We start from the raw sequence: 22,686 nt of genomic DNA, 5'->3' as shown, positions 1-22,686 counted from the left end.
TAAAATCTGTGACCGCCAATATGATTCAAACAGTGACGACTATGCCCGTGAATGCTGATTTAATAACTGGATACGCCCATTGGCTCCATCTACTGTCACGAGGTCACCGGATTTTAGTTTTTCAGTTGCGATCCGTGTACCTAGGACAGCCGGTATCATATATTCTCTAGCGATAATAGCGGAATGGGACAAAATGCCGCCAGAATCGGTGATGACTGCTTTTGCGTCTCTAAATAAGCTGGTCCATAAAGGTGTCGTTGTTTTACAAACTAAAATGTCATCTTTTTCAAATTGTGAAAATTCATCAGCAGATGTAATGACTCTGACTCTTCCAGAAGTAATGCCGCTAGATGCACCAATTCCATAGATTGCATCGTCTGTGTTGTTTTCATTTTCCCTTAGCGAACCGAGCATTCTTTCTACTTGCTGTAATTCAGCTTCAGAAGGCGTTCCTGTATAAGCTGGTGGTTGGATGGATTCATTTTCCTTCATTTCAATTTTTCTTTGCTGAATGATCGAATCGTATGTGGTCGAAGTTGTGAGCGCATTGAGTACTTCATCATCGTAAAGATACCAAAGGTCTTCTTGATGAGGGATCGCTCCTTTTTGAACAAGAAGTTCACCAATTTTTAAGAGATAGAGTCTCGCTTTTGCATCTAACATGGCATCAATGTAAAAGTGATGATCATCTCGAATATTGGCTGCATGGAGTGCAAAATGATAAAGTTCTTCAAATTTTGTTTTAAACGCTTCATCTGTCACTTGACTGATAAACTGTTCATACGTTTCTTGCCTTTTGATCACGGCTTGTGCAAATTCTTCATCAAAATCAGATTGGTACCGAATGTTGTTTCTAATGATGTCCAAGACAAATTCAGGATTTTCCACCCATGTTTCCTCTGTGAAATCATGGCTTTTAACAGACCGCCAACCATAGACTTGGAGAAAATCTTCTACTTTGGAAATGAAGTTTTTCCCTTTTTCTGTATGATTGAGTGCATATAATAGTTCAGCATTCGCTGAATGATCTGTAAATGCTTGAAGAAGTTCCGAATCTTGAAGGACGTCTTTTGCCAAGTGAAATAGCTTTTGATCTGTTTCAAGAGACTTGTTCATCACACCTATCATCATTTCATGCAACAGGACGACTTGTGTTTGATCGCCAGTATATGAGACAAGCATGTCTTCAATGATCGCTGATAGAATGACTTGAGGTATGACAATGTCAAAATGGTCGTCATACGCTCTTAGATAAATCTCCTTTAATTCTTGAAAGCCATTAATGGCTTCATCAATTGTCAGCGATTGAGTGATTTGCCGATCAAGCTTTTCGTATAATGGGAACAAGTTTTGCTCTAAAATGCGATACATTCTTTCGCTTAAACGAGGAAACAGTTCGAATAGACTCTCGTCAAAAACTGGTTCAGCTGACGCTTCTGGCATAGACGGTGAAGAATACAGATGTCCTCTATAAAGCTTGATATCTTTAATATTAAGGTCTGGCACTTGATACTTCTCTCCGTTTTTCTTCATCCCGTTTTTTAAAGCAGGTATGATCAAACTTGAAAAAAGAGGACTTGTGGGTCCAGGCATATGATCGTCCATTGAGATCCAGAAGTCTTGTAGCTCTTCAGGTTTCATTTGAAAGGCTGCACCTGAGGAGCCATTTGCTGTATTGGAAAAAGAAGCAGTAATCGGTCTTGCTTGAAGTAAATAAAAAGTACCGTTTGACATGCCGAATTCGATATCTACTCCATGTCCATAAAGTTCTTCTACTTGTTTTGTCATTTTCGTGATTTGGATCAATTGATCATCTCGAAGACAAAATTGGCCAGCCATCTCCTCACCTACGGGTTGTTCAATGACGCCCTCTTGACAGGGAACAATTTGCACTTCTTTTGTTCCTAGTGATTTTTCAATAGAGTACGTTTCTTTGTTTACAATAAATGTATCTGGCGTCACAAGGCCGGAGACGATGGCTTCTCCTAGTCCATAGCTTGCAGTCATCATGACTTCGTTTGTTTTTCCTGATACAGGATTCTCACTAAAGATGACACCAGAGATGTCAGAATGGATCAATCCTTGTACAACAACAGCCATGAGCGGCATCTCTTCCTCGTTCTCAATCATCTCTTCCTTATATTCTGTGACTCTTGCTGCGAAGTAAGACGACCAACATTCTTTGACGGCTTGCAAGAATTCTTCATTTGTTTTGATATTTAAATAGGTCTCGTATTGACCTGCAAAGGAGGCGCCTTCGAGATCTTCCGCAACAGAAGAGGATCGCACTGCAACGGATGGATATGTTTTCAACAATGATTGAAAGGATGAAAGTAATTCTGTCTCCATTTGTGAAGGAAACGAAGCTTCTGTGATTTTTCGGGCAAGGTTTTGATCAGTTGGATGGAAATTGTGATATGAAAGAAAGCTTGCAAAGCTGTTCGTTTTAATAATAAATCCATCTGGAACTGGCAGTCCGTGATTGTTTAATTTAATTAAATTCACGCCTTTTGCCCCTGCGAGTGATGCGGATTCTTCAGCCGCATGAAATAATACTGAATACATGGGAATGCCCCCTTATCCAAATAGCCAATGGTTTCATTTGTCTCTTTTTGTTTTTTTGAATGATAGTGCGCACTATCATTTTCATCATAGAATTTATTGGATGTAACTGTCAAAGACGTAAAGACCTATCTTTAGAAAGGGGACGTTTTCACTAATTTTCCTCCTCATCTATATCAAAAGTCTTCACCCGAGAAGAAAAAAAGCTGAAATCGAAAACTGTGAATTGTTCATTATGCCAATCTTTACTATAATCAAGGGAGTAGACCATGTAGAGGGAGGGTTTTTGTGATTACAAAAGCCATATTTGCACTTGTTTTTCCTTTCTTGCTCGTTATTTTATTTTCAAAGGTTACTTATAATCATTACGTTGGCATTGCATTAACAGCAGCGCTTTTATTTGCTTCGTATATGAAAGGCTATACAGAAACCTACTTTATCGTAGGATTAGATATTATTTCTTTAGTGGCCGGGGCATTGTTTATGGCCAAGAAAGAAGTCGAAAAAAGAGAAAAGGCTGAAAAACATCATTGATGTGATCCCTCTTGATGAAAAGAAAATGTTTTTGATTGCAGGAGCTGTGCTTACGATTCTAGTGAGTGCAGCTTTCTTTTTTGTGGTTTTTCTGCTGATCGAATATCTCACTCCAAAATGTTCCATACTGAAAGGAAGGTTTCTTTAGAGGGTTATGAGCCACGGCAGAGAGGGTATGGTTGTATTGGAAATAAAAATCAAGCCAGACACGAACTTTAGTTCGTATTTTTGTGTTCTTTTATGATAATATATTCATTAGATAGATTTCGTAACGAAACGGAGGCTTTGATGTGAGTGACCGCTTTGAATTAGTTTCTAACTATCAGCCCCAAGGGGATCAGCCAAAAGCCATTGAAAAGCTTGTGGAGGGCATCCATCAGGGGAAACAGCATCAAACGCTGTTAGGTGCTACAGGTACGGGAAAGACATTTACTGTATCCAACCTGATCAAAGAAGTGAACAAACCAACACTTGTCATTGCGCATAACAAGACACTTGCCGGACAATTATACAGCGAGTTTAAGGAATTCTTTCCGAATAATGCTGTCGAATATTTTGTGAGTTATTATGATTATTACCAGCCTGAGGCGTATGTGCCTCAAACTGATACATTTATTGAAAAGGATGCCAGCATTAATGATGAGATCGATAAGCTAAGGCACTCCGCCACATCCTCATTATTTGAGCGGAGAGATGTCATCATCATTGCCAGTGTGTCCTGTATTTATGGCTTAGGTTCTCCTGAAGAATACAGAGAGCTTGTGCTGTCTTTGCGTACTGAAATGGAGATTGAACGCAATCAGCTGCTTCGTAAGCTGGTGGATATTCAGTATTCTCGTAATGATATAGATTTTCAGCGCGGAACCTTCAGAGTTCGAGGAGACGTCGTTGAAATTTTTCCTGCTTCACGAGATGAGCATTGTATCAGAGTGGAGTTTTTCGGTGATGAAATTGAACGTATTCGTGAAGTAGATGCTCTCACTGGAGAAATTCTCGGTGATCGTGACCACGTTGCTATTTTCCCAGCATCTCACTTCGTCACAAGAGAAGAAAAGATGGAAAAAGCGATTATTAACATTGAAAAAGAGCTTGAGGAACAGTTGGAAAAGCTTCGTGAAAACGGAAAATTGCTTGAAGCACAGCGTCTTGAGCAGCGGACAAGGTATGACCTTGAGATGATGAGAGAGATGGGCTTTTGTTCAGGGATTGAGAACTACTCAAGACATCTCACCTTACGTCCGCCTGGTTCTACACCTTACACATTGCTTGATTATTTCCCGGATGATTTTATGATTGTTGTCGATGAGTCACACGTGACCATCCCGCAAATTCGTGCCATGTACAATGGGGACCAGGCAAGAAAACAAGTGCTTGTTGATCATGGATTCCGTCTGCCGTCAGCACTTGATAATAGACCACTCACATTTGATGAGTTTGAAAAGCACATTAACCATATTGTGCATGTATCCGCAACACCTGGCCCATACGAGCTTGAGAAAACGCCAGAGGTTGTGGAACAAATTATTCGTCCAACCGGTTTGCTTGATCCAATCATTGAAGTCCGCCCGATTGAAGGACAAATCGATGACTTAATTGGGGAAATTCATGCAAGGGTTGAGAAAAATGAGCGTGTGCTTGTGACGACTTTAACGAAGAAAATGTCTGAGGATCTGACAGATTATCTGAAAGAAATCGGAATCAAGGTCAATTATCTGCACTCAGAAATTAAGACACTAGAGCGGATTGAGATTATTCGTGATTTACGTCTCGGAAAATATGATGTGCTTGTTGGGATCAACCTTCTTCGAGAAGGTTTGGATATTCCAGAGGTGTCGCTCGTGACGATTTTAGATGCGGATAAAGAAGGCTTTTTACGTTCAGAAAGATCTCTCATCCAGACGATTGGCCGTGCTGCAAGGAATGCAGAAGGCCGGGTTATTATGTATGCAGACAATATGACGAAATCAATGGACATTGCCATACAAGAAACAAAGCGGAGACGTGAGCAGCAAGAAGCGTATAATGAGAAATTTGGTATCACTCCGCAAACGATCCATAAGAAGATTCGAGATGTGATCAAGGCAACAAAAGTACATGAGGATTCAGAAGAATACGAAACAAAAGCAGCACCAAAGTTGTCAAAAATGAGCAAAAAAGAACGAGAAAAAGTGATCGAAAACGTCGAGATGGAAATGAAAGATGCAGCAAAAGCGCTTGATTTTGAAAAAGCAGCAGAATTAAGAGATCTATTGCTAGAGCTAAAAGCGGAAGGATGAATGCCTGATGGCTATGGAACGAATAGAGGTGAAAGGGGCAAGAGCCCACAACCTTAAAAATATTGATGTCAATATCCCGCGCGATCAGCTAGTGGTCATTACGGGTTTATCTGGTTCGGGAAAATCGTCGCTTGCCTTCGATACCATTTATGCAGAAGGTCAGCGTAGGTATGTTGAATCACTGTCAGCCTATGCACGTCAATTTCTCGGTCAAATGGACAAACCAGATGTAGATGCGATTGAAGGGCTTTCTCCAGCGATTAGTATTGACCAGAAAACGACAAGCAGGAACCCTCGATCAACCGTTGGGACTGTTACAGAAATTTATGATTACTTGCGTCTATTATATGCTCGAGTCGGAAAACCGATTTGTCCTATTCATGGGATCGAAATTACATCACAGACGATTGAGCAAATGACAGACCGCATTTTAGAGTATCCAGAACGAACGAAACTACAAGTGCTTGCTCCGGTCGTATCTGGACGTAAGGGAACTCACGTGAAAGTACTTGATCAAATTCGGAAGCAGGGCTACGTTCGAGTCAGAGTTGATGGCGAGATGGAGGACCTGTCAGAAGAGATCGAGCTTGAAAAGAATAAAAAGCATTCCATTGAAGTGGTGATTGATCGAATTGTCGTGAAAGAAGGCGTGGCGGCACGGTTGTCTGATTCTCTTGAAACGGCACTCCGACTTGGTGAAGGTCGTGTGATGATTGATGTGATTGGACAAGAGGAGCTGTTATTTAGTGAGCATCATGCTTGTCCGCACTGCGGATTCTCTATTGGGGAACTTGAGCCAAGAATGTTCTCGTTTAATAGCCCTTTCGGTGCCTGCCCAAGCTGTGATGGGCTTGGTTCTAAACTAGAAGTAGATCCAGAGCTTGTGATTCCGAATAAGGATTTGACTTTACGTCAGCATGCCATTGCCCCATGGGAGCCTCAAAGCTCACAATATTACCCGCAGCTTCTTGAGGCGGTATGTACACACTATGGAATTGACATGGATATTCCGGTAAAAGATATCCCGCCGCATTTATTTGATAAAATTTTATATGGTAGCGGCTCTGAGCTGATTTATTTTAAATATGAAAATGATTTTGGCCAGGTCCGTGAAAATGAAATCGAGTTTGAAGGTGTGCTTCGTAACATTGAACGGCGTTACAAGGAAACGAGCTCCGATTATATTCGGGAGCAAATGGAAAAATATATGGCCAATCAGCCATGCCCGACCTGTAAAGGATATCGCCTGAAAAAAGAAACGCTTGCGGTTCTCATCAATGGCAAACATATTGGAGAAATGACCGATTTGTCTGTATCTGATGCCCTTGATTTCTATGAGAAAATTGAGTTGTCTGAGAAAGATTTGCAGATTGCCCAGCTCATTTTACGTGAAATCAAAGAGCGCTTATCCTTCTTAAATAATGTCGGATTAGATTATCTGACATTAAGCCGGTCTGCTGGCACATTATCAGGCGGGGAGGCGCAGCGGATTCGTTTGGCGACACAAATCGGATCAAGACTGACAGGCGTTCTTTATATTTTAGATGAACCATCGATTGGTCTGCATCAACGGGATAATGACCGGTTGATTGGGACATTGAAAAACATGCGTGATATCGGAAACACACTGATTGTCGTAGAACATGATGAAGATACGATGCTTGCCGCTGATTATCTCATTGATATTGGACCAGGAGCAGGGGTTCATGGAGGAGAAGTGATTTCAGCTGGAACGCCAGAAGAAGTCATGAAGGACCCAAAATCGTTGACTGGACAATATTTATCTGGTGAGAAATTCATCCCGCTTCCGATTGAGAGACGAAAGCCTGACGGGCGCTTCATTGAAATTAAAGGGGCAAAAGAAAACAATCTTAAAAACGTGAATGCGAAGTTTCCTTTAGGTGTCTTTACCGCTGTGACGGGTGTGTCAGGATCAGGGAAAAGTACACTTGTGAATGAAATTTTATTGAAATCCCTTGCCCAAAAACTGCACAGAGCAAAAGCGAAGCCAGGACAGCACAAAGAAATCAAAGGAATGGATCACTTAGACAAAGTCATTGATATTGATCAATCTCCAATTGGCCGTACACCAAGATCCAATCCTGCTACGTATACAGGTGTATTTGATGACGTGCGGGATGTTTTTGCGCAAACCAATGAAGCGAAGGTACGAGGCTATAAAAAAGGGCGATTCAGCTTTAACGTGAAAGGTGGACGCTGCGAAGCGTGTCGTGGAGATGGCATTATTAAAATTGAAATGCACTTTTTACCTGATGTATATGTGCCTTGTGAAGTGTGTCACGGGAAACGTTATAACCGCGAGACTCTAGAGGTCACGTATAAAGGAAAAAATATTTCCGATGTGCTTGAAATGACGGTAGAGGACGCACTTCAATTTTTCGAGAATATCCCGAAAATTAAGCGGAAGCTGCAAACGATCTTTGATGTTGGATTAGGATACATTACACTTGGGCAGCCTGCCACGACATTGTCTGGTGGAGAGGCGCAGCGCGTGAAATTGGCATCTGAGCTTCACCGCCGTTCAAACGGAAGATCCTTGTATATTTTAGACGAACCGACAACGGGTCTTCATGTGGATGATATTGCTAGGTTGTTAAAAGTGCTCCAGCGCTTGGTCGAAAACGGGGATACGGTATTGGTCATTGAGCACAACCTTGATATTATTAAGGCTGCCGATTACCTTGTTGATCTAGGACCAGAAGGTGGTGCTGGTGGAGGAACGATTATTGCTTCAGGCACACCTGAACACATTGCTAAAGAAGCAGCTTCTTACACCGGTCGATACTTAAAACCGATTTTAGAGCGTGATCGTGAGCGAATGAAACAGTTAGTCAAAGAAACAGAAAGTGTGACATCCTCATAAAGAAAAACCCCTCCGAAAGAGGGGTTTTCCTTTTATTGCACATCTTCCTTTGGCATTAAGTTACTGAGGTGCGTTAAATCCTTTAAAATATGAGTGCTGCTACTATCGAGCAGTACTTTTAAATAACGGATATCACCATACTTCGGATGAGACGGATGAATGGCCTCTAGCTCCTTGATCATATCGCTGTTCATGCTTTTCTGTTTCTGTATAAGGTCTAAAAGCGTTTGTGCCGTGTGGTTAGCATTATGATGATCTGTCAAAATAATTACCCCCTATAATGATAATCACCATCTTTTCAACATATTTTAAAGGGTAATCCATGAAGAATCTACACTTAGGTGCAAAAAGAAATAATTTGTGTCTAAGGTCATATGTAAATCGAATGAGTTTGAAACTTTTTATACGCCATAAACGTATGAGTTAGAAAGGAATTTTCATCATGAAGGAGCGAATATATATGAACAGAGATCAGTCGATCATTGCATCTATTTGTTATTTTAGTGTATTTTTCATGCCGTTTATTGTACCGATCGTGGCATATTTTGTAGTGGATCAAAAGGAAACGAAACGGCATTCGCTGCGTGCATTGTGGTCACATGTTTTGCCAGTCGCAGCGTGTGTGCTGCTGGTTTTTGGATCTATCCCCTTTTTATTGACGACACAGGCAAGCGACTCACTCATCCCAGTGTTCACCGTACTCATCTTGTCCTTTTTAGTCGCCATTGGCTTTTTGATCTCTGTCATTTGGAATATTATTCAAGGTATTAAAGTGCTTCAATCCATTAAATCGTAGGAGGGCTTTGTATGAATGAAAAAGAACGCATTTTAAAATTAGTAGAAGACGGGACATTATCTGCAAAAGAAGCGATTACGCTGCTTGAAAAACTAGAAGAAAATCAGTCCATTTCACTAGAAAAATCAACGGCTGATCATACCTTTCATGAAGAAAAAGCTGGCACAGAGAATAAAGGAACTGGTACTGAAAACCTCGGTGCCAAGCTGTTTGGATGGTTAGATTCGGCGGTGAAAAAGGTCAAAGATGTAGATCTTGATTTGAACTTTGGACAGTCCGTCGACGTTGAACACATTTTTCAATTCAAAGACGCTGCACTGTCCCATTTAGATATACAATTGGCAAACGGCAGTCTCAATTTGATGCCTTGGGATGATGGGGATGTTCGGGCAGAGTGTCATGCGAAAATTTACCGTGCAGAGGATGGAGAGCAGGCCAGACAGCAATTTCTTCAACATCTGGATTGCGGGCTTGAAGGGGACAAATTTTTTATCCGAACTGAAAAGAAGACCATGAAGGTCAATGTCACCCTGTATGTACCACGTATCCAATATGATAAGATCAAAGTCAAACTGTTTAATGGACCGATTCGCGGGGAAAAGCTAAAGACAAAAGAACTGGCTGCAAAAACAACAAATGGCGTCGTCTCTTTTGCCTCTTTACAAGCAGAAAAAGTCGGAATTGAAACAGCAAATGGACAAATCAAACTGGCTGATCACGAGTGTGGTATGATTGAAGTAGAAACCATTAATGGGCTCATTGACCTGCGTGGGAAAAGTGAATCAATTGATGCACAGAGCTTCAATGGGAACATTGCTGTTCAGCTGTCAGATGAGAAATGCCGTTCGATCTATGCAAAAACGACAACAGGCAGTGTGGACGTTCAGATTCCGCGTGCTTGTGCAGTGACTGCGGAGCTGAAAAGCAATCTCGGATCGATCTCTCATGAACTGCTTGATGCAAATATGATTAAAGAGAAAAATGAAACGCTGCAAAAAGAGAAAATGATCAAAGCCAATCAACAGGCGGAGCACAATATATCCATTTTTGCAGAAACAAAAACAGGCTCAATCCAAGTAAAGCACCAATCAGACAAGGAGTGATTCTACATGAAGAAGCTTTATCGTTCAGCGACAGATAAAAAAATAGCGGGTGTTGTTGGTGGACTTGCTGAATACTTAAGTGTCGATGCATCCCTGCTTCGTATTTTAACGGTGATCATCGGATTTATGACAGCATTTATGCCGATATTCTTGATCTACTTCATCTGGTATTTTGTTGTTCCGGAAGAAGGCACTAACTAAATGCTTAGATGGATCGTTAGTATTTTCGTCAATGCATTACTTTTAATCGTCATTGCTGGATATTTTGATTCAGGCATTCTGCCAGGCCTTGGTAGTGTGTATATTGAAGGTTTTGGCGCAGCGATTGTAGCAAGTATTATTTTGTCCTTGCTCAATATTTTAGTGAAGCCGTTTTTGATCATTTTAACGCTGCCAGTGACAGTACTTTCACTAGGATTGTTCCTCTTTGTCATTAATGCCATCACACTGATGATGACCTCAAGCTTTATGGGAGATAGTTTTAACATTGATGGGTTTGGAACGGCCATTTGGATGGCTGTCATTTTATCCATTTTCCATCTGCTCATACAAAAAGGAATCGTGGAACCGTTAGCGAAAAAAAGCTAACGGTTTTTTTGTGAGAATTTATATCGTTTCCCCGTTCCATCTGTCATAAAAACCGTCTTCAGGAGACACAATATCCGAAGGGAGGCGGTGCACGATGGTGAATGTGAGCAGACAAATCATTCTTTTGCTTTTTTTGAGCATTCTTTTTTGTTTCAGTCAGCCTGCTTCAGCAGGATCTTTGACACAAACACAAGTGAACATACGAAATAAGCCCTTTTCACCTTTTATCTTTGATCAATTTCAAGTAGATGTCCGTCCGGTTCAAGGAAAAAACCGTGATCTTCAATTTCGGGCATCTATTAGTCAGTCAGAGCAAATTTTGTCTGCAAACTTGTACTATAAACAGAGTGATGAACTGGGATATCGATTGATCCCAATGGAACGATTGCCGGGGATGAAACCAGAATTTACAGCGAAAATCCCGACAGATCAATTGTGGAATCCAACAGTTCATTACTATACAGAATTCTTGACGCAGAAGTCTGTCATCAAAACAACCGAACAAGCTGTTCACTTAAACGGATTTGAAGAGGATCTCTCACAAATTCCTGAGCTATTGATGTCAGAAATCGTGGTGAATTCAAAAAACCGCAAAGGCAAGGATGCTTTTGAATTCATCGAGGTGTATAACACAACACATGCACCCATTTCACTTCGACATTATCAGCTTCGCTATCGCAATCCAGCGCAAGGCGTGGAGATGGATGATATATATTCATTCCACACAAGTCCGATCACCATTTCTCCTGGAAAACCGTACGTATTTTGGCTTAGAAAAAAAGGACAGGAGCATTTAACAGTAGCGGATTTTAATGCGATGTACAAAAGCCATTTAAAAGAGGGCGAGCATCTATCGGTCATTGAGAGTAAAGGATTGTCCAATTCTAAATCCCGCCTTGTTTCTATCACAACAAATATAGGAGAAGAGGTATCGTCGGCATCCTATCGTTTAAAGCCTTCATTGTTTAACGAGCACAGATCGTTACTGTTCAAGTATCCAATGGATGGTACGACACAAATGAAGCTGATCTCGAAAGTGGAGGAAGAGCCGACACCCGGAAAAGTGTTAAAAGCACAAGTTCCAACTGAAAAAAAAGAAATATCACAAGATGTTCATAAACCTGTGATCGAAGATATGACAGACAATCAACCGATAAAACCAACTGAAGGCATTGAAATGAGAGCAGATGTGCAGGATGATCAGTCCGTCAAAACGGTCAAATTGCGATATCGAACCAATCGTCATGAAGATTTTAAAGAGGTGCTGCTTCAAAAGGATCATAATGATCGGCTGTTTCACCATATTATTTATTCACCTGAGCTCATCGGTAAAGAACGATTGGAATATCAGATTGAAGCGTCAGACGGCGAAAATCAAGCAATGACAATGAAAAAAACAATTGATGTGGAACAAGTAAGCAAAGCTCACGGCCTTCGATTGAATGTAGAAGAAGGAGATACGGTTTCTGGCGTATTTCACTTAAAAGCAACAGCAGATCAGAAAAAAAGCATACAATTAATGATAGATGGAAAACCGATTCGACAAGTATTCCCTGCACTTGAAGCAGATCCATATCTTGCATTTGATGTCAAAGGGACAAATTTATATTTTAAGAATGGTGTATCTATAGGTAAGCACTTACTTTCCATTTTTGATGATTCGACAAAAGTGTATCGCACCTATACAATACCAATACCAGAAAAACACTTAGAAAAGGCAGGTCCACAAACGATATCATTCCATGCTGGGACGAAGTCATCGCCGTTTGACCGATTTCCTGGAGAAAATCACGATGATTTTGAATTGAAAAATGTCCAGATGATTTTATCGAATGGAACTCAAATTCTGCCTCTAAATGCGAGCCAGCATGAGGAATGGAAAATGGGCGACGGTGGCAGCGCTAAGAAGGTAAGAGCATTTCAGTTTCAAATCCCGAAGCAAGCATATGCTTCAAGCTATATTCAGTGGGATACAAGAAGGCTGAAAGAAGGAGTACATGTTGTTCAGGCTAAAACTGCAGACGAATCTCAATCTGTACGTGTGAAAGTCGATAACACGGGTCCGAAAATCAAGAGTAATATACAGGCAAATGACCAATTTAAAGGCGTCTTTACGTTAAAGGCAAAGGTGACGGATCGTTGGAGTGATATAGCGGAGATGAAGGCATATTTAGATGGAAAACCCATCTCTTTGCCTTATCAGACGTCCTCTAGCGAATTAGAACCTGGGGAGCACACATTGAAGATAAAAGCAAAAGATGCCGCTGGAAACAAATCAACTTTGAAAAAGGTTTTTAAGACGGTACATGAACACCCTGAAACGCCAGAGAGAGTGTCAGATAGGACAAAAAAGGAATCATCTAAGCAAACAGTGCTAACCAATGATCCTACTAATGATCAGTTAGATTACTCCTTTTACCGTGCCTATCAATATACATCGCTGCATCCGTCCATGAAGATTTTCAAATATGCAGCGGAAACAGAGCCGCCAAAACATTTAAATGAAACAGGGGAAATGATTTTTTCTGATCGAGAAAGAAATCGCATTGCATTTGCTGATGGTAAATCAGTGGAAACGAAAGATCTACAGCATTTTCCTTATCATCGCTTTCAAATCAAGGTTCATCACGATGTACGTGAAAAGGATGTTGTCGAAGCTGTATGGAAAGGAAGCTCATTATCAGGGAGAAAGGTAACGATGTACGCTTGGAATCATCAGCAAGAAAAGTGGGATAAAATCACTCATCACTTTGCCAAGGATGAAAAGGAATTTTACCTGAAAGGGCTGCTGTCAGTCAGACAGTATATGAAAAATCAAACGTTTGATTTGCTTGTACAAGATGAGATCAGTAAGACGTTAAAGCCTTATAAGATGGTGTGGATGTCTGATACTCAATATTATGCCAGAAGTTATCCTCACATCTTCAAAAAAATGGTCGAGTGGATCAGAGATCAAAGGGACCCATTAAATATTCAATATGTGTTCCATACAGGTGATATTGTGGATGATTCAAAGGACAAGCAGTGGAATCGTGCCGATACATTTATGCGTGTGTTAGATAAGCATCATATTCCTTACGGTGTATTAGCTGGTAATCATGATGTCAGGCACAAAGACGGCCATTATAGGGAATATGGGAGATATTTTGGAGCGAAACGCTTTGAAGACAAGCCGTATTACGGTGAATCCTATCAAAACAATCGAGGTCATTATGATCTTATCTCTGCTGGTGGCAATGATTATATGATGGTGTATATGGGCTGGGGGATCAAGCAAAATGAGATTGACTGGTTAAATCGAGTCATTTCTGAACATCCAGATCGAATTGTCATTTTAAATTTCCATGAGTATTTGTTAGTGAGCGGCAATCGAAGCCCAATTGGAGATTTGATCTTCCATCAAGTGGTAAAGCGTCACCCGAATATTGTCGCAGTATTTAGCGGCCACTACCACGGAGCCAGTCGAAAAGTAGATGAGATTGACGATGATCATGATGGAAAAGTGGACAGAAAAGTATATCAAATCCTTGCAGATTACCAGTCAGGTCCTGAAGGCGGTCAAGGTTTTATGCGGCTGATCACTGCGGATCAAGAAAAAAATAAACTTCATTTCACCACATATTCACCCTACTTGAATCAAGAACATTTCTATGATCCAAAAACGTATGGAGATCAAGATGAATTTTCAATTGATGTGGATTTAACACCTAAAATGAAATCCGTTAAAACCAATTATTTTGAATTGAATGTCTACACAAACGTTCTTCTTGGAGAAGTCAAAGGTGTGAAAAGTGGTAAAAAAGCAAGCTTTGAATGGAAAGGGTTAAAGCCAAATCAAGAATATTATTGGTACACTGTCGCAAAAGACCGTTTCGAAGGGAAAGCGATTTCGCCTATATGGAAAATTCATACAAAAAATGCTGATCAATCAACATTTCTTAGGAAATAAAAAAACTGTGCTTTCAGGAGCACAGTTTTATCTTTCCATTGTGTGAGTGAGTTTGTATCGATCCCCTCTATAAACGGACATGACATACTCGAATGGAAGGTCATTTTGAAAATAAGTTGTTCTTACAATGGAGAGGACAGGGTCCCCTAAAGAAATAGACAACAGGTCAGCTTCTTCCTTTGAAGCAACATTGGCTTCAAGCTCCTGCTTGGCATGGGCAATGGTTAGACCTGTGTTCGTTTCTATATATTCATATAAAGATCCAGTTAAATGGTCCTTTGTGAGCTCGCCAGCAAATTTTTCAGGTATATAACTCGTTTCAATAGCCATTGGTTCATCGTTTGCAAGGCGGATTCGTTTTAATTCATAGACATCTTCACTGTTCGACAGCTGTAATGATTGCAGCAAATGCTCTGGGCATGCGACTTTTTTGAAATCAATCAACTGACTTGAAGCTTTGAACCCACGTTGACGCATATCTTCTGTAAAGCTTGTTAAGCCCTGAAGCGGTTGTTCAAACTTCTTTCGGCTAACAAATGTTCCTTTTCCTTTTTGCCGGTATAAATATCCTTCGTTCACAAGGTTCGATAAGGCTTGTCTGACAGTCATTCGGCTAATACCAAAGCGTTCGGCATATTCTCTTTCAGAAGGAATGAGTGTATCAGGTGCTAACGTTCCATCCTCAATCTGCTTTTTCAAGTTCTCCATAATCTGATGGTACATGGGGATAGGTGACTGCTTATCAATAAACATGTGAAAATCCTCTCGTGTTTAGCGTAGTGAACCAGCTTCTCGATCAATAAAAATCGTCACATCTTCATGAAGTTTTAGAGCAGATGCAGGGAAGTCTGGGTGAATCTCTGTTCGTTCTAAATATTGTATCACGTCCGCTTTTGATTTTCCTGATGCGAGAAGGAGAATTTTTTTGCTTGAAAGAATGCTTGCAATTCCCATTGTAATGGCATGTGTAGGCACCTCATCAATAGAAGAAAAGTATCTTGCATTGGCCTGGCGAGTGTGTTCATCTAATTGGACGACATGCGTCTTTGAGTCGAAGGGAGTACCAGGTTCATTAAACCCGATATGTCCATTTTGTCCGATACCAAGTAGCTGAAGATCAATGCCCCCTAAATCTTCAATGAGCTGATCATACCTTAAGCACTCTTCTTCCAAGTGAGAAGCAGCACCATTGGGAAGGAAATATTGATCTGACGGGAGATCAATATGGTCAAATAAATGTCGCTTCATGTAAGTCATATAACTATTTTCATGATTTGGATCAATTCCCACGTACTCATCCAGATTCACTGTTCTTGCTTGTTTGAAAGACAATTGTTCTGTTTGATGCAACTGAATTAACTCTTTATAAGTGTCAATTGGTGTACCGCCAGTTGCCAGACCGAGAACCGCATCTGTTTTTGATTCAATGGTACGTGCAATGAAAGCAGCTGCTGCTTTTCCTAATTGATCTTTATCTGCAAATTCGATGATGTTCATCAGTGTGTGGCCTCCTTTTTTTCATAAACGATTTGTCCATGGCAGATCGTCATCATGAGTTCGCCAGCTTCATCCCAAATGACCAAGTCTGCCAGTTTTCCAACTTCGATCGAACCGAGCTGATGATCGATCCCGAGCTGAGTGGCTGCATTTGTTGAGGTCATTTGAGCAATTTCTGTCCATCCGCATTGTGTGATCTGTCTCATACGTTTGACCCCATCTTTCATTTGTAAAATCGATCCTGCAAGTGTTCCATCTGCCAGCAATGCTTTTTCACCGCTGACTGTCACTGTCTGCCCACCAAATTCGTAGGTTCCCTCTCCAAGTCCTTTTGCACGCATTGAGTCTGTAATCATGATCAAACGTTCACTTCCCTTTGCCAAATACGCAAGCTTTACGGAAAGAGGATGTGAATGAATGCCATCTGTAATCAGCTCAGTCAAAAGCTTTTCGTTTGTAAGCGCAGCCCCTGCAACATTGGGCTCACGATGCTGAAATGAACTCATCGCATTATAAAGATGCGTGACATGACGCGCACCGTGCTTTGCTGCTAGTTCAATCATGTCATGAGGAGCATTTGTATGTCCAATAGAAGGAATGATATTTTTTTCTTTTAGTAAGGAAAGAAATGCAAAATCATCATCTTCCTCAGGTGCAAAAGTGACAATTCGAATCAGCTGATCAGATGCACTCAGCCATTTCTCAAAAAGAGGAAGGTTAGCCTGCGTAATCCATTGAGCAGGCTGCGCACCAGCTTTATCTTTAGAAATAAAAGGACCTTCTAGATGAATGCCTAAACATTGTGCCTGACTTCCAGCCTGCTTTTCATTATAGGGTCTCCACTGTGCGACATTTTTAAGTGCTTGCTCAATCTCTTGATGATTTTGTGTAATGGTTGTTGCTAAAAAGCTTGTCGTTCCTTCTGCGGGTAAGTGATCAGCAAGTGTATTCATGGCTTCTGGTGTCGCATCCATCATATCTGCACCATATCCCCCATGAATGTGAATATCAATCATTCCGGGGAGTAAATAAAAGTTTTCCCGGGAAATATATACTTTTTCATAATTTCCTGTCGGTGGTGATGTTGAAATATAGTCGATCTTGCCATCGCGTAAACCGACAAAACCGTTTTCAATGATTTCTGTCTTTGTCACAATATGAATATTGGAGAGCAATAAAGAACTGCTCATGATTGTGCCCCCTTATTCTCGTCGTTAGATTCAGTTTACCTTTTTTAAGTATAGTTGTCTATACCAGTTAGTGTGGTGAAACAGGATAAGGATAAAATACTGTTTTGGGTTCATCATTGAAAGTGATAAAATAGAGCTGTATTTCTGAAACGCCTGTGATAAAAGGAGGAAGAAGCGTGCCGAAAGTTCGTACGAAGGACATAATGGAACAATTTCATCTTGAACTGGTAAGTGGGGAAGAAGGGATTAATCGTCCCATTACAATCAGTGATCTTTCCAGACCAGGTATTGAAATGGCTGGATATTTTACATATTACCCAAAAGAAAGAGTTCAACTTTTAGGGAAGACAGAGCTTTCTTTTTTTGAACAGCTCCCAGAACGCGAACGAAAGCAGAGAATGATGTCTCTTTGTACAGATATTACTCCTGCCATCATTTTGTCACGAGATCGTGAAGTACCAAAGGAATTGATCGAAGCTTCAAACGAAAATGGAGTGCCGGTTTTACGCTCAAGCTTAAAAACGACAAGACTTTCGAGTCGATTAACGAACTTCTTAGAAAGCAAGCTTGCACCAACGACTGCGATTCATGGCGTACTCGTAGATGTATATGGTGTAGGTGTGCTGTTAATTGGAAAAAGTGGCGTAGGTAAAAGTGAAACGGCTTTAGAATTAGTGAAGAGAGGACACAGGCTGGTTGCAGACGATTGCGTAGAAATTAGGCAAGAGGATCAGGATACGTTAGTTGGAAGCGCACCAGAGCTGATTGAGCACCTTCTAGAAATCCGTGGATTAGGCATTATTAATGTAATGACCTTATTTGGAGCGGGCGCTGTCAGAAGCTATAAGAGAATTACGATTGTTATGAACCTTGAGCTTTGGGAACAAGGCAAACAGTATGACCGTTTAGGACTTGAGGAAGAAAAAATGCGGATCATCGATACAGATGTACCAAAGCTGACCATCCCTGTACGTCCAGGACGAAATTTAGCGGTCATCATCGAGGTAGCTGCTATGAACTTCAGATTGAAACGAATGGGACATAATGCAGCGGAACAATTTACAAGTAAACTTGCCGATGTCATTGAAGACAATGGCCAGGATGAATAGGAGCTGTCTATATGAATGAAGCAATTCAACCAATTGATCCGATTGCTTTTCAGCTCGGACCTATTTCGGTTCATTGGTATGGTGTGATTATTGGGGTCGGAGCCCTGCTTGGACTCTGGCTCGCATTAAGGGAGTGTGAAAAAAGAGGCATCAATAAAGATATGTTTATTGATCTCATCTTATTTGCCATTCCTATCGCCATTATTTGTGCACGAATTTATTATGTATCCTTTGAATGGGATTATTATCAGCAGCACCCAAATGAAATCATCAAGATTTGGAATGGTGGAATTGCCATACATGGCGGACTGATAGGGGCGGTGCTGACAGCGATTGTCTTTACTAAAGTGAGAAAGGTGTCCTTTTGGAAAATCGCCGATGTCGCAGCGCCTAGTATTTTACTAGGGCAAGCCATCGGGCGCTGGGGGAACTTTATTAATCAGGAAGCGCATGGTGAGGCTGTTTCAAGAGCCTTTTTAGAAAATTTGCACCTGCCTGAGTTTATTATTAATCAGATGTACATTGACGGGACCTACTATCACCCTACGTTCTTATATGAATCATTATGGAATATCGCAGGCGTTTTGATATTAATCTTATTACGTAGAACATCATTGCGTCGAGGCGAAATGTTCTTGTCTTATTTAATCTGGTATTCAATCGGCCGTTTCTTCATTGAAGGAATGAGAACAGACAGCTTAATGCTGACTGAGCATCTTCGAATTGCACAGATGATTTCGATTGCCATATTTGCAGTGGCTGTTTTGCTGATTGTGTTTAGAAGAATCAAGGGATATGCATCTATACGGTATAAAGAGAACAACTCATCAAATTAAGCAAGGGGGATAAGAGATGGGTGAGACATGGAAAAACGGCTTGAAAGCAGGGTTATCGACAACTTGGACACTTGGAAAAGTCATTTTTCCGGTTACCATTCTCGTTAGTATCTTGCAGCATACACCTGTGATGGATTGGATGATACAATTCATCCGTCCTTTTATGGGCCTGTTTGGTCTTTCAGGGGAAGCGGCCATTCCGCTTGTTTTAGGAAATATGCTGAACTTGTATGCGGGTATTGCAGCCATCTTGACATTAGAGCTGCCTGTGAAGGAAGTGTTCATTTTAGCGGTCATGCTCTCCTTTTGTCACAACTTGATCATCGAATCAACAGTGGCGGCGAAGGTTGGGCTGCGGGTGTCTGTCATTTTGCTGGTGAGAATCAGTCTTGCCGTCGTGTCAGCAATTGTCATTCACCTCGTTTGGCAGGGAGGCGAGGAGCCGGCGCAATATGGTTTGCTGACAGCTGCTCAGTCGGCTGATGTGCCTTCTAGCTGGTATATGATCGTACTTCTTGCTTTACAGAAAGCTGTTCTTGGTGTGCTGCAGCTGGCTTGTATTGTCATTCCTCTCATGATCATCATTCAATTTATGAGAGACTTAGGGTGGCTCCATACGCTGTCTAAGTGGCTGTCTCCTTTTACGAGAATGCTTGGAATGAAAGAAAATACGTCTATGACGATGGTGGCTGGTTTAACCATTGGTCTTGCCTACGGGGCAGGCGTCATGATGAAGGCAGTGGAAGAGGACGGTGTCAGCAAAAAGGATTTAACGCTTGCTTTCATTTTCCTTGTGGCGTGTCATGCGGTGGTCGAAGATACACTCATTTTCATTCCTTTAGGTATTCCAGTCTGGCCGCTTCTTCTTATTCGCCTTATTTCTGCTATTTTATTGACAGCTGCCATCAGCTATATCTGGCGGAGGCGCGAACATACAGCTGTTAGAAAGGAAGCCATATGAACCAATCAACTATTAACACAGTGCTATTTGATTTAGATGGCACATTAATCAATACAAATGAATTAATTATTGCTTCATTTCAGCATACGCTTGATCATTATTACCCTGGTCAATACAGCCGTGAGGATATCCTTCATTTCATTGGTCCATCATTATTTGATACATTCTCTGCAATGGATCCGAATCTGACAGATGACATGATTCAGATGTATCGAACGTTTAATCATGAACAGCATGACCTGCTTGTGACGGAGTACGAGACGGTTTTAGATACGTTGAAAATTCTTCAGGATCGAGGGTTTAAGCTTGGTATTGTGACAACAAAAATACGTGATACGGTTTTAATGGGATTAAAGCTGACTGGATTGGAGCCATTTTTTGAGGTCATTGTCACACTTGATGATGTACAAAATGAAAAGCCACATCCAGAACCAGTTCAGCTGGCATTATCCAAGCTCGGCAGTGATCCGCATGAGGCGATCATGGTTGGCGATAACTATCACGACATTTTATCTGGTCAAGCGGCAGGGACGAAAACAGCAGGTGTTGCTTGGTCTATTAAGGGAGAAGAAGCCCTGTTAAAGCATCGCCCTGATTATATGCTGCAGAAAATGAGTGATCTCTTGGCGATTGTTGGAGCTGATTAAGTTGAGAAAAACAGATCGTTATCCTGTCAAAGGGGTCAATTCGCTTAGACAAGTCTATCGGACGGTCCCCTTTCTCAAGGTTGTGAAAAACTTTATCTTTATTCAAATGGCAAGGTATACGCCTTTTATGGGAATGAAAAATTGGATTTATCGCACCTTCCTTCGAATGAAAGTCGGGGAGGATACGGCGTTTGCTTTAATGGTGATGGTCGATCTCATGTTTCCTGAGAAAATCACTGTCGGTCGAAATAGTGTGATTGGCTATAACACGACCATTTTGTCCCATGAGTATTTGATTAAAGAGTATAGGCTTGGGGAAGTCTATATTGGTGATGAAGTCTTAATTGGGGCAAATTCAACGATCCTACCTGGAGTGACAATTGGTGATGGTGCAATTGTTTCGGCGGGAACTCTTGTGAACAAAGATGTTCCGGCAGGCTCCTTTGTTGGAGGTAATCCAATGCGGATGATATATACAAAAGAGGAAATGGAAGCACGTCAATCTACGTCTGCTGAGTAGCTCGGCAGACTTTTTTGTTGACATTCTAACATGGTGTAACTATAATGATTACAACAGAGGTGAGAAAACATGAAAATCAGCAGCAGATTTACTGTCGCTGTCCATATTCTGGCCTTGCTATCACTTGAAAAAGGATCATTACAGACATCGGAGGATATCGCAGGAAGTGTCAATACAAATCCAGTGGTCATTCGCCGTATCATGAGTAAGCTCAAAAAAGCAGGCCTAATCTCAACGAGTCTTGGCAAAGGCGGTTCTCAATTAAACCGAAGTGAGGATGACATTACACTGCTCGATGTGTATAAAGCGGTTGAAGTGGTGGATGAGGGAGAGTTGTTTCAAATTCATGAAAGCCCAAACCCTGACTGTCCGATCGGTGCAAATATTCAAGCTGTACTAGAATTAATTTTGTGCCGTGCTCAAAGTGCGATGGAGCAAGTGCTTGCTGAGATCAAATTAAGTGAATTAACGCAGGTTTTAATCAAAAAAATTGGATGATCTATTCAATTTTTTTTACCTCTGTTGTAACTATTTCGGTTACATCTTAAGTGATCAAAATAACCTTATATTGTAGGAGGAATTTACATGAACATTGGAATCATTGGCGCAACAGGTAAAGCAGGACAACACATTTTAAAAGAAGCTCAATCGAGAGGGCACGAAGTAACGGCAATCGTTCGAGATGCACAAAAAGTGACTAATTCATCAGCAGCTGTTTTAGAAAAGGATGTTTTTCACTTAGAGGCAGGAGACGTCAAAGGTTTTGATGTGATCGTAAACGCATTTGGTGCGCCAGCAGGACAAGAGCACCTTCATGTAGAAGCAGGGAAAAAACTCATTCATCTCTTGAAAGAGACACCAGAAACGCGTTTAATCGTCGTGGGAGGTGCTGGAAGTTTATTTGTAGATGAGGCCAAAACAACTAGACTGATGGACACACCGGAGTTTCCAAAGGAATACTTTGCTACTGCTTCACAGCAAGGAGAAAATTTAATAGATCTTCAAAAGACCGAAGGAGTAAAATGGACATTTCTTAGTCCAGCTGCATTCTTTGATCCAGCAGGCAAACGGACAGGTGCTTATGTGGAAGGCAAAGACCATCTTATCGTCAATTCGAAGGGTGACAGCTATGTGAGTTATGCTGACTACGCCGTTGCGCTTGTCGATGAGATAGAACAAGCTGCTCATGTTGGAGAACGTTTTACTGTGGTTTCTGAAGCAGAATAAGTAGAAT

Annotated in this window: 20 protein-coding genes; 15 read left to right on the top strand and 5 right to left on the bottom strand. The window is 41.2% G+C overall.

Annotated features, from left to right (window positions below; genetic code table 11):
• Positions 1-39: 39 nt before the first annotated feature.
• Entirely contained in the window at positions 40-2,565 is a 2,526-nt protein-coding gene (locus tag ABG082_RS16195) for a PEP/pyruvate-binding domain-containing protein (protein WP_317328080.1), read from the bottom strand.
• Positions 2,566-2,850: 285 nt separating this feature from the next.
• Between ABG082_RS16195 and ABG082_RS16190 the strand changes: the two genes are divergently transcribed.
• The 3 genes from ABG082_RS16190 to uvrA all read left to right on the top strand — a co-directional run bounded on the left by ABG082_RS16190 (position 2,851) and on the right by uvrA (position 8,256).
• Positions 2,851-3,096, top strand: coding sequence for a CsbA family protein (locus tag ABG082_RS16190; RefSeq protein ID WP_008348197.1), 246 nt, complete (start codon positions 2,851-2,853; stop codon positions 3,094-3,096).
• A 290-nt stretch (positions 3,097-3,386) separates the two neighbouring features.
• Positions 3,387-5,372 carry an excinuclease ABC subunit UvrB gene (uvrB, locus tag ABG082_RS16185; RefSeq protein ID WP_017357886.1) on the top strand — a complete coding sequence of 662 codons (1,986 nt, stop codon included), beginning with the start codon at positions 3,387-3,389 and terminating at the stop codon, positions 5,370-5,372.
• A 7-nt stretch (positions 5,373-5,379) separates the two neighbouring features.
• The gene (uvrA, locus tag ABG082_RS16180; protein ID WP_345911140.1) at positions 5,380-8,256 is read left to right on the top strand and encodes an excinuclease ABC subunit UvrA; all 2,877 of its coding nucleotides are present in this window, start codon (positions 5,380-5,382) and stop codon (positions 8,254-8,256) included.
• A 32-nt stretch (positions 8,257-8,288) separates the two neighbouring features.
• Here the strand turns inward: uvrA and ABG082_RS16175 are convergent, their stop codons facing one another.
• A complete protein-coding gene (locus ABG082_RS16175) occupies positions 8,289-8,519 on the bottom strand; it encodes a hypothetical protein (RefSeq protein WP_008348188.1) in 231 nt (76 codons plus the stop codon).
• Positions 8,520-8,716: 197 nt separating this feature from the next.
• Here ABG082_RS16175 and ABG082_RS16170 point away from each other — a divergent pair, with 197 nt between their 5' ends.
• The 5 genes from ABG082_RS16170 to ABG082_RS16150 all read left to right on the top strand — a co-directional run bounded on the left by ABG082_RS16170 (position 8,717) and on the right by ABG082_RS16150 (position 14,692).
• Positions 8,717-9,052, top strand: coding sequence for a membrane protein (locus ABG082_RS16170; protein WP_017357888.1), 336 nt, complete (start codon positions 8,717-8,719; stop codon positions 9,050-9,052).
• An 11-nt stretch (positions 9,053-9,063) separates the two neighbouring features.
• The gene (locus ABG082_RS16165; RefSeq protein ID WP_007500040.1) at positions 9,064-10,155 is read left to right on the top strand and encodes a DUF4097 domain-containing protein; all 1,092 of its coding nucleotides are present in this window, start codon (positions 9,064-9,066) and stop codon (positions 10,153-10,155) included.
• Between the two features lie 6 nt (positions 10,156-10,161).
• On the top strand, positions 10,162-10,356 hold the full coding sequence (locus ABG082_RS16160; RefSeq protein WP_008348183.1) for a PspC domain-containing protein: 195 nt from the start codon (positions 10,162-10,164) through the stop codon (positions 10,354-10,356).
• Complete coding sequence (locus ABG082_RS16155) at positions 10,357-10,743, top strand: phage holin family protein (protein ID WP_007500042.1); 387 nt, start codon at positions 10,357-10,359, stop codon at positions 10,741-10,743.
• A gap of 94 nt (positions 10,744-10,837) precedes the next feature.
• Positions 10,838-14,692, top strand: coding sequence for a metallophosphoesterase (locus tag ABG082_RS16150; protein WP_348936264.1), 3,855 nt, complete (start codon positions 10,838-10,840; stop codon positions 14,690-14,692).
• A gap of 27 nt (positions 14,693-14,719) precedes the next feature.
• Here ABG082_RS16150 and ABG082_RS16145 read toward each other — a convergent pair whose 3' ends face one another.
• The 3 genes from ABG082_RS16145 to nagA are packed head-to-tail and all read right to left on the bottom strand — an operon-like array spanning position 14,720 to position 17,379.
• Positions 14,720-15,445 (bottom strand): GntR family transcriptional regulator, encoded by a 726-nt coding sequence (locus ABG082_RS16145; protein ID WP_348936263.1) that lies wholly within the window; start codon positions 15,443-15,445, stop codon positions 14,720-14,722.
• Between the two features lie 18 nt (positions 15,446-15,463).
• Positions 15,464-16,189 carry a glucosamine-6-phosphate deaminase gene (gene nagB / locus ABG082_RS16140; RefSeq protein ID WP_046527618.1) on the bottom strand — a complete coding sequence of 242 codons (726 nt, stop codon included), beginning with the start codon at positions 16,187-16,189 and terminating at the stop codon, positions 15,464-15,466.
• Positions 16,189-17,379 (bottom strand): N-acetylglucosamine-6-phosphate deacetylase, encoded by a 1,191-nt coding sequence (gene nagA / locus ABG082_RS16135; protein ID WP_060781458.1) that lies wholly within the window; start codon positions 17,377-17,379, stop codon positions 16,189-16,191. The genes nagB and nagA overlap by 1 nt, the downstream gene beginning before the upstream one ends.
• Positions 17,380-17,555: 176 nt before the next feature.
• Here nagA and hprK point away from each other — a divergent pair, with 176 nt between their 5' ends.
• The 7 genes from hprK (at position 17,556) to ABG082_RS16100 (ending at position 22,679) form a co-directional block, all read left to right on the top strand.
• Positions 17,556-18,488 carry an HPr(Ser) kinase/phosphatase gene (hprK, locus tag ABG082_RS16130; RefSeq protein ID WP_003212943.1) on the top strand — a complete coding sequence of 311 codons (933 nt, stop codon included), beginning with the start codon at positions 17,556-17,558 and terminating at the stop codon, positions 18,486-18,488.
• A gap of 11 nt (positions 18,489-18,499) precedes the next feature.
• Positions 18,500-19,324: a prolipoprotein diacylglyceryl transferase gene (gene lgt / locus ABG082_RS16125; protein ID WP_046344550.1), complete on the top strand. Its 825-nt coding sequence runs from the start codon at positions 18,500-18,502 to the stop codon at positions 19,322-19,324.
• A 16-nt stretch (positions 19,325-19,340) separates the two neighbouring features.
• Positions 19,341-20,285, top strand: coding sequence for a nucleoside recognition domain-containing protein (locus ABG082_RS16120; RefSeq protein WP_025208037.1), 945 nt, complete (start codon positions 19,341-19,343; stop codon positions 20,283-20,285).
• Complete coding sequence (gene ppaX / locus ABG082_RS16115) at positions 20,282-20,932, top strand: pyrophosphatase PpaX (RefSeq protein ID WP_017357895.1); 651 nt, start codon at positions 20,282-20,284, stop codon at positions 20,930-20,932. Before ABG082_RS16120 ends, ppaX begins: the two co-directional genes overlap by 4 nt.
• 1 nt (position 20,933) lies before the next feature.
• On the top strand, positions 20,934-21,452 hold the full coding sequence (locus ABG082_RS16110; protein WP_017368116.1) for an acyltransferase: 519 nt from the start codon (positions 20,934-20,936) through the stop codon (positions 21,450-21,452).
• Between the two features lie 69 nt (positions 21,453-21,521).
• Positions 21,522-21,950, top strand: coding sequence for an Rrf2 family transcriptional regulator (locus ABG082_RS16105; RefSeq protein WP_003213266.1), 429 nt, complete (start codon positions 21,522-21,524; stop codon positions 21,948-21,950).
• A gap of 87 nt (positions 21,951-22,037) precedes the next feature.
• Positions 22,038-22,679, top strand: coding sequence for an NAD(P)-dependent oxidoreductase (locus tag ABG082_RS16100; RefSeq protein ID WP_281215524.1), 642 nt, complete (start codon positions 22,038-22,040; stop codon positions 22,677-22,679).
• Positions 22,680-22,686: the final 7 nt, after the last annotated feature.

The organism is Bacillus sp. BS1807G30, assembly GCF_040047675.1.
Classification (GTDB): domain Bacteria; phylum Bacillota; class Bacilli; order Bacillales; family Bacillaceae; genus Bacillus; species Bacillus altitudinis.
Note: the sequence above shows the minus strand (reverse complement) of the source record. Positions and strands in the feature narration are given on the sequence as shown.

Bases quoted from the DNA above. Each gene is read 5' to 3' on its own strand.
- lgt (WP_046344550.1), top strand. From the start codon at position 18,500: ATGAATGAAGCAATTCAACCAATTGATCCGATTGCTTTTCAGCTCGGA.
- ABG082_RS16150 (WP_348936264.1), top strand. From the start codon at position 10,838: ATGGTGAATGTGAGCAGACAAATCATTCTTTTGCTTTTTTTGAGCATT.
- ABG082_RS16160 (WP_008348183.1), top strand. From the start codon at position 10,162: ATGAAGAAGCTTTATCGTTCAGCGACAGATAAAAAAATAGCGGGTGTT.
- ABG082_RS16145 (WP_348936263.1), bottom strand. From the start codon at position 15,445: ATGTTTATTGATAAGCAGTCACCTATCCCCATGTACCATCAGATTATG.
- ABG082_RS16170 (WP_017357888.1), top strand. From the start codon at position 8,717: ATGAACAGAGATCAGTCGATCATTGCATCTATTTGTTATTTTAGTGTA.
- ABG082_RS16120 (WP_025208037.1), top strand. From the start codon at position 19,341: ATGGGTGAGACATGGAAAAACGGCTTGAAAGCAGGGTTATCGACAACT.
- ABG082_RS16105 (WP_003213266.1), top strand. From the start codon at position 21,522: ATGAAAATCAGCAGCAGATTTACTGTCGCTGTCCATATTCTGGCCTTG.
- nagB (WP_046527618.1), bottom strand. From the start codon at position 16,189: ATGAACATCATCGAATTTGCAGATAAAGATCAATTAGGAAAAGCAGCA.
- ABG082_RS16165 (WP_007500040.1), top strand. From the start codon at position 9,064: ATGAATGAAAAAGAACGCATTTTAAAATTAGTAGAAGACGGGACATTA.
- ppaX (WP_017357895.1), top strand. From the start codon at position 20,282: ATGAACCAATCAACTATTAACACAGTGCTATTTGATTTAGATGGCACA.
- ABG082_RS16100 (WP_281215524.1), top strand. From the start codon at position 22,038: ATGAACATTGGAATCATTGGCGCAACAGGTAAAGCAGGACAACACATT.
- uvrA (WP_345911140.1), top strand. From the start codon at position 5,380: ATGGCTATGGAACGAATAGAGGTGAAAGGGGCAAGAGCCCACAACCTT.
- ABG082_RS16155 (WP_007500042.1), top strand. From the start codon at position 10,357: ATGCTTAGATGGATCGTTAGTATTTTCGTCAATGCATTACTTTTAATC.
- ABG082_RS16195 (WP_317328080.1), bottom strand. From the start codon at position 2,565: ATGTATTCAGTATTATTTCATGCGGCTGAAGAATCCGCATCACTCGCA.
- nagA (WP_060781458.1), bottom strand. From the start codon at position 17,379: ATGAGCAGTTCTTTATTGCTCTCCAATATTCATATTGTGACAAAGACA.